This is a genomic window from Actinomadura sp. (assembly GCF_044508335.1).
GTDB lineage: Bacteria > Actinomycetota > Actinomycetes > Streptosporangiales > Streptosporangiaceae > Spirillospora.
The window spans coordinates 1-5,805 of sequence record NZ_JBIQHY010000150.1 but is presented as its reverse complement, the minus strand read 5'-3'; the positions used below and the strand labels follow the sequence as shown (position 1 = coordinate 5,805).

At 74.8% G+C, this 5,805-nt stretch carries 6 protein-coding genes; 1 reads left to right on the top strand and 5 read right to left on the bottom strand.

Features of this window, described 5'->3' with window-relative positions:
- Positions 1 to 552 (bottom strand): HIT family protein (locus tag ACIWVC_RS31355; RefSeq protein ID WP_396454942.1); only part of this gene is annotated, 552 nt, incomplete at its 3' end.
- Positions 553 to 803: 251 nt separating this feature from the next.
- Between ACIWVC_RS31355 and ACIWVC_RS31350 the strand changes: the two genes are divergently transcribed.
- Positions 804 to 2,120, top strand: coding sequence for a prenyltransferase/squalene oxidase repeat-containing protein (locus ACIWVC_RS31350; RefSeq protein ID WP_396454941.1), 1,317 nt, complete (start codon positions 804 to 806; stop codon positions 2,118 to 2,120).
- A 15-nt stretch (positions 2,121 to 2,135) separates the two neighbouring features.
- On the opposite strand, the gene ACIWVC_RS31345 is transcribed toward ACIWVC_RS31350, so the two are convergent.
- The 4 genes from ACIWVC_RS31345 to ACIWVC_RS31330 all read right to left on the bottom strand — a co-directional run.
- A complete protein-coding gene (locus ACIWVC_RS31345; RefSeq protein ID WP_396452029.1) occupies positions 2,136 to 2,984 on the bottom strand; it encodes a shikimate dehydrogenase in 849 nt (282 codons plus the stop codon).
- Positions 2,981 to 4,141, bottom strand: coding sequence for an endolytic transglycosylase MltG (gene mltG, locus ACIWVC_RS31340; RefSeq protein WP_396452027.1), 1,161 nt, complete (start codon positions 4,139 to 4,141; stop codon positions 2,981 to 2,983). The genes ACIWVC_RS31345 and mltG overlap by 4 nt, the downstream gene beginning before the upstream one ends.
- Positions 4,138 to 4,596: a Holliday junction resolvase RuvX gene (gene ruvX, locus ACIWVC_RS31335; RefSeq protein ID WP_396452025.1), complete on the bottom strand. Its 459-nt coding sequence runs from the start codon at positions 4,594 to 4,596 to the stop codon at positions 4,138 to 4,140. The genes mltG and ruvX overlap by 4 nt, the downstream gene beginning before the upstream one ends.
- 37 nt (positions 4,597 to 4,633) lie before the next feature.
- A partial coding sequence (locus ACIWVC_RS31330; protein ID WP_396452023.1) for a DHHA1 domain-containing protein occupies positions 4,634 to 5,805 on the bottom strand: 1,172 nt, incomplete at its 5' end.

Below are 5,805 nucleotides of genomic sequence, written 5' to 3'. Positions count from 1 at the left end.
GGCCCAGCGCAGGAACTGGCTCCTGACGCCGTCCCCGGGATGGACGGTCATGACCTCGTCCTCCTCGATCAGGAGGTAGGAGCGTCCGGCGCGCAGGTACGCCCGGAGGGCGGCGCGTCCGGCGGGCATCCCGGGACGGCCCCGCTCCTCCACCACCCGGCGGATGCCCGGGGTTCCGGGGAGCATGTGCCAGTGCGCGTGGTCGATGCACGCGCCGCCGCCCTGCGGAGTCGCCGGGCCGTGCTCGAACAGCAGCAGCTCACCGCTCCCGTAGGCCGCGCGGTAGAGGCGGGCGACGCGGCCGCGCCACCGCAGCGCCCGCTCCCACATGCCCGGGCCGAACTCCCCCGCGCACTGGTAGTGCTCGCGGGTCACCAGCAGGACGTGGCCCTCGGCGAGGGGCGCCACGTCCGGGATGAGGAGGAAGTCGCGGTCGCCGGCGATCACGCCGGACTCGCCGGGGAGGTCCGCCATGCCGTTGAACCGGAAGCGCAGGGGCGGGCACAGGACGCAGTCGTGCTCGGGCTCGTTCCACGCCGTCGGCTCGGCCAAGCCTCCTCCAGCACCACGGAACGGGACCACTCTCCCTCCAGCCTTCCCGCCGCCGGCGGACCCTGCGGCAAGGGATACCGACATGGAACCTCCGGGGTACAAAACCTGGCCAAACGGGAACAAAAGGGAGGAAAGGCAACACTGTGCACCAGACGACTCCTCCCCTCCCCGCACCGGCCCCCCGCCCAGCCCGACCCGCCGCCGCGCCGGAACGACTCCGGCCCCGCGGTGCCGGCGCTCCGGCCATCGACATGGCCGTCCTCGAAACCCGGCTGAACGAGTCGCTGGACGTCCTGCGCGACACCTACGCGCCCGCGCTCGGCCCCGGCGGCGGCTGGTACCACGAGCTGGCGCGCCCCGAACCGGGCAGCACCGCGACGGCCCTCGGGCTGATGGCGTTCGTGGAGGCGGGACGCCCCTTCGAGTACTTCGACGACGGGCTGGCCTTCCTCGCCGCCCGGCAGACCCGCTCGGACGACGGGCTGCGCGACGGCGGCTGGGCCACCAAGACCAGCCTCGGCATGCCGGTGGTGGAGGCGACCGGCTGGATCGCGCGGTTCCTCGCCCGCGCGCGCTGCGACCTGCGCGACGACGCGCCCGACACCAAGCGCGCCTACCAGTGGCTGCTGCGCAACCAGAACCCCGACGGCGGCTGGGGCTCCCTGCACGGCTGCGCGTCCCGGGTGTGGCTGACGTGCCTGGCGCTGCGCGCGCTCAGCCAGCTCAACCCGTACGACCCGGCGGTCGACCGGGGCGTGGAGTGGCTGACCGCCGACCGCACCGCGCACCGGCCCGGCTGGGGGCCGACCCCGGAGTCCCGGCCGACCGTCACCCACACCGCCTTCGCGCTGGTGACGCTGGCCGAGGCGCGCCCGGAGCTGCGGACCGAGCGGCTGCTGGACGCCTACGACTGGCTGCTGGAGAACCTCGACCCCGACGACGACCACACGTGGATCGAGACCTACGACGTCTCCCCGCACGGCGCCTCCGCGCACGGCGCGTCCCCCCGGTGCGCCGGCCCGGAGCCGGTGTGGCGGCTGGCCCTGTGGCACTACGGGCTGCCGATCGCGCTGTCGGCGCTGCTGCGGGACCCGCGCGGCCCGCACGGGCCGGTCGTCGCGCGGGCGTTCCGGACGCTGGTGCGCGGCGAGTTCGCCGACCCGCGCTGGACGGGCTACCCGGGCAGCGGGCGCACGTCGCTGTGGACGCTGTGGTGGCGGCTGGAGACGCTGATCGCGCTGTCCCGCGTCCCGCTCGCCGGGAGCGCCGACATCCTGCACTGGCTGCCGGACGCGACGGTGGTGCAGCGGGCGCACGCGCGGGAACGCCCGCTGGCCGACCTGCTGCCGCACCGGAGGCTGGTGGACCCGGTCGGGTTCGCCCGGCGGCACTGGGCGGCGCTCCTGCTGAGCCTCGTGTGCGCCGCCAGCCTGCTGGGCGTCGCCGCGGACCTGTGGGGGTGGAAGGACTTCTGGCTCAGCGTGATCCTGCCCGTCGTCCTCACCGCCATCGACGAGTCGGCGAAGCGGCGCCGCACCCCGCGCGGCCCGCCGCCCGCCCCGCCCTGACGCACCGGGGCGGGGTCAGGCGCGGCGGGCGAGCTCCGCCTCCCCGGCGGCGCGCATGGCCGCCACGGGCACGTCCTCGCGGCCCGTCATCAGCGCCACCTGCCGGACGGCCTGGTGCAGCAGCATCGCGAAACCGCCGACGACCGTCCCGCCGGCCCGCTCCACCGCCGCCGCCAGCACCGTCGGCCACGGCGCGTACACCACGTCGAACAGGGCCGCGCCGGACGCGGCGACCGGGCCGGCGAACGCGTCGGCCGCGCGTCCCGGCAGCGTCGACACGACGAGCTCCGCCGGAAGGTGCGCGGTCACCCGGTCGAGCGCCACGACGCGGACCGCGAGCCCGAACCGCTCCCCCACCTCGGCGGCGCCGGCGGCGCGCTCGGGCGACCGGGCGGCGAGCACCGCCTCGGCCGTGCCGAGCCGGGCGAGCGCGGCCAGCGCGGACGCGGCGGTGGCGCCGCCGCCCAGCACCAGCGCCGACTGCGGCGCCTTCAGCCCGGCCTCGGTGAGCGCCGTCTCGATGCCGTGCACGTCGGTGTTGTCGGCGTGCCGCCGCCCGTCCCGCAGGACGATCGTGTTGGCGCCGCCGACCGCCACCGCGAGGTCGGACACCGAGTCGGCGAGGTCCAGCGCGACCCGCTTGAGCGGCATGGTCAGCGACAGCCCCGCCCATTCGGGGCCGAGGCCGTCCAGCAGCGCGGCGAGGCCGTCCTCGCGGCACTCGATCGCGTCGTAGGTCCACGAGTCCAGGCCCATCGCCGCGTACGCCGCGCGGTGCAGCACCGGCGACAGCGAATGCGCGACCGGCGATCCCAGCACCGCCGCCCGGCGCACCGCAGCGCCGGCCGCCGTCCCCCCGGTCACTGGCCCGGATGCGCCTTCTGCCACTCGCGGAACTCCTTCTCGATCGCCTGCCGCTCCGCCTCGGTGGTGGCGAACTTGGTGACCTTGTTCGTCGGGTCGGTCGCGATGAAGTACAGCCACGTCCCGGGCTTCGGCGCGAGCGCCGCCTCGATCGCGTCCGCGCCGGGGTTGCTGATCGGGCCGGGCGGCAGGCCCGCGTGCAGGTAGGTGTTGTAGGGCGACTGGATCTGCAGGTCCTTCTCGGTGACCGTCAGCCGCCGCTCGTCCAGCGCGTACAGCACCGTCGTGTCGAACTGCAGCTTCATGCCCTTCTTCACCCGGTTGTAGATGACCCGGGAGATCTTCGGCAGGTCGGCGGGCTTGCCGCCCTCGGCCTGGACGAGGCTGGCGATCGTGACGACTGTCGCGGGGTTCATCTTCGCCCTGCGCGCCTTCGCGACGAGGTCGGTGCTGCTCGCCTCCTCGTTGAACCGATCCACCATCTGCTTGAGGATCTGCCGCGCCGAGCCGTTGGGGTCGAGGTCGTAGCGGCCCGGGTACAGGTACCCCTCCACCCTGCCCTTCGCGTAGGGCGGCAGCCCGAGGCTCTTCCCGTCCTTGGCGGCGTTCTGGAACTCCTTCGCCGAGATGCCGGTCTTCTTCGCCAGCAACTGGTAGATCTCGGCGGCGCGGCGGCCCTCCGGGATCGTGATCTGGTTCCCGGCCCGCGACTTCGGGTTCAGCAGCAGCGCCATCGCCGCGGCCGACGACATCTTCAGCCGCATCTGGTAGAAGCCCGGCTGGATGCTGGAGGCTCGCGTCTCCTTGTTGTAGGCCTTCACGAACGCGCGGGCGCTCTTGACCACGCGGTGCTCCTCCAGCGTCGCGCCGATCACCGAGCCGCTGGCGCCCTTCTTGATCTGGACCGTGACGCTGCCGGACCCCTGGCCCGCGTAGTCCGGCGGGTGCCACTTGTTGTCCAGCCAGGCGTAGCCGAGGACACCGCCGGTGCCGAACACCGCCACCAGGAACGCCATCGCGAACAGCGCCGCCGCCCGGCCGTTGCGCCGGCGGCGCTTCTGCCGTTTCCGGACGCGCCGCTGCTCCCGCCTGCCGTACACCTCGTCCGACGGCCGCCCGTCGCCGTAGGGGTCTGAGAAGAGGTCCAAATCGTTCATGAGCTCCCCCGGACGATCTCTCCTGGGGGGTGCCCAGTCAACCGTTCCGCGTCGAGGGCCGCCTGGAGCAGGACCGCCGCGGCGGCCTGGTCGACGACCTTGCGCCTCGCTTGACCATGTACTCCCCCGGCCCGCAGACCGCTCTCGGCGGTGACGGTGGTGAGCCGCTCGTCGTACAGCCGGACCGCCTCCGGGGGAAGGCGGTCCGCGAGCCTGGCCGCGAACTTGCGCGCCGCCCGAGCCGCCGGGCCCTCCCGGCCCGACAGCGACGTCGGCAGCCCGACGACGACCTCGATCGCCTCGTACTCGGCGGCGAGCGCCACGAGCCGGTCGACGTCGCCCCTGCCGCTCTTCACGGTCTCCAGCGGGGAGGCGAGGACGCCGCCGGGGTCGCTCTTGGCGACCCCCACGCGCACGCTCCCCACATCGACTCCCAGCCGGACGCCCTGCCTCATGGCAGGTGCTCCGGTCGCATACCCCGTCGCGCCGGGCTCACGCGGCCCCTACGGCTCGTTCGACGGCGGCGAGGGCGTCGCCGACGGCGCCGGCGTTCGCACCGCCGCCCTGCGCCAGGTCGTCCTTGCCGCCGCCACCGCCGCCGAGGGCCTTGGCGGCGAGGCCGACGAGCGCGCCCGCCTTGAGGCCGCGCTCGCGGGCGCCCTCGGTGACGGCGACGACCACGACGGGGCGGTCCTTCGGCACGCCGGCGACCATCACGACGGCGGGCCGGGCGGCCAGCCGGCCGCGCACGTCGACGGCGAGCCGGCGCAGGTCGTCGGCGCCGGTGCCGTCGGGGGCGCGGTGCCCCACGAACGCGATGCCGCCGATGTCCTTGGCGGAGTCGGCGAGCGAGCCCGCGATCGCGAGGACCTGCTGGGCGCGGAGCTTCTCCAGCTCCTTCTCGGCGTCGCGGAGCCGGGTGAGGACGCCGGAGATCCGCTCGGGCAGCTCCTCCTTGCGCGCCTTCATCTGCTCGGCGAGCTGCGCGACGAGGACGCTCTCGCGGGCCAGGAACCGGAACGCGTCGATGCCGACGAGCGCCTCGACGCGGCGGACGCCGGCGCCGATGGACGACTCGCCCAGCACCTTGATCAGGCCGAGCTGCCCGGAGCGGGCCACGTGGGTGCCGCCGCACAGCTCGCGGGAGTAGTCGCCGACCTCCACGACGCGGACCTCGTCGCCGTACTTCTCGCCGAACAGCGCGAGCGCGCCCATGGCGCGGGCCTCGTCGATGGAGGTGTGGAAGGCCCGGACGTCCAGGTCGCCGACCAGCACCTCGTTGACCTCGTCCTCGACGTCGCGCAGCACGCTCGGCGGGACGGCGCCGGACGCGGTGAAGTCGAACCGGAACCGGCCGGGCGAGTTCTCCGACCCGGCCTGCGCGGCGGACTCGCCGAGCGCGCGGCGGAACCCGGCGTGCACCATGTGGGTCGCGGTGTGCGAGCGGGAGATCGCGCGGCGCCGCTCCACGTCGACCTCGGCGTAGGCGGTGTCGCCGGCCTGCGCCTCGCCGCTGCGGACGCGGCCGCGGTGCACGATGAGGCCCGGGAGGGGCGCCTGCACGTCGGTGACCTCGATGACGGCGCCGTTGCCGAGCCGGATCAGGCCGTGGTCGGCGAGCTGGCCGCCGCCCTCGGCGTAGAACGGGGTGCGGTCGAGGACGA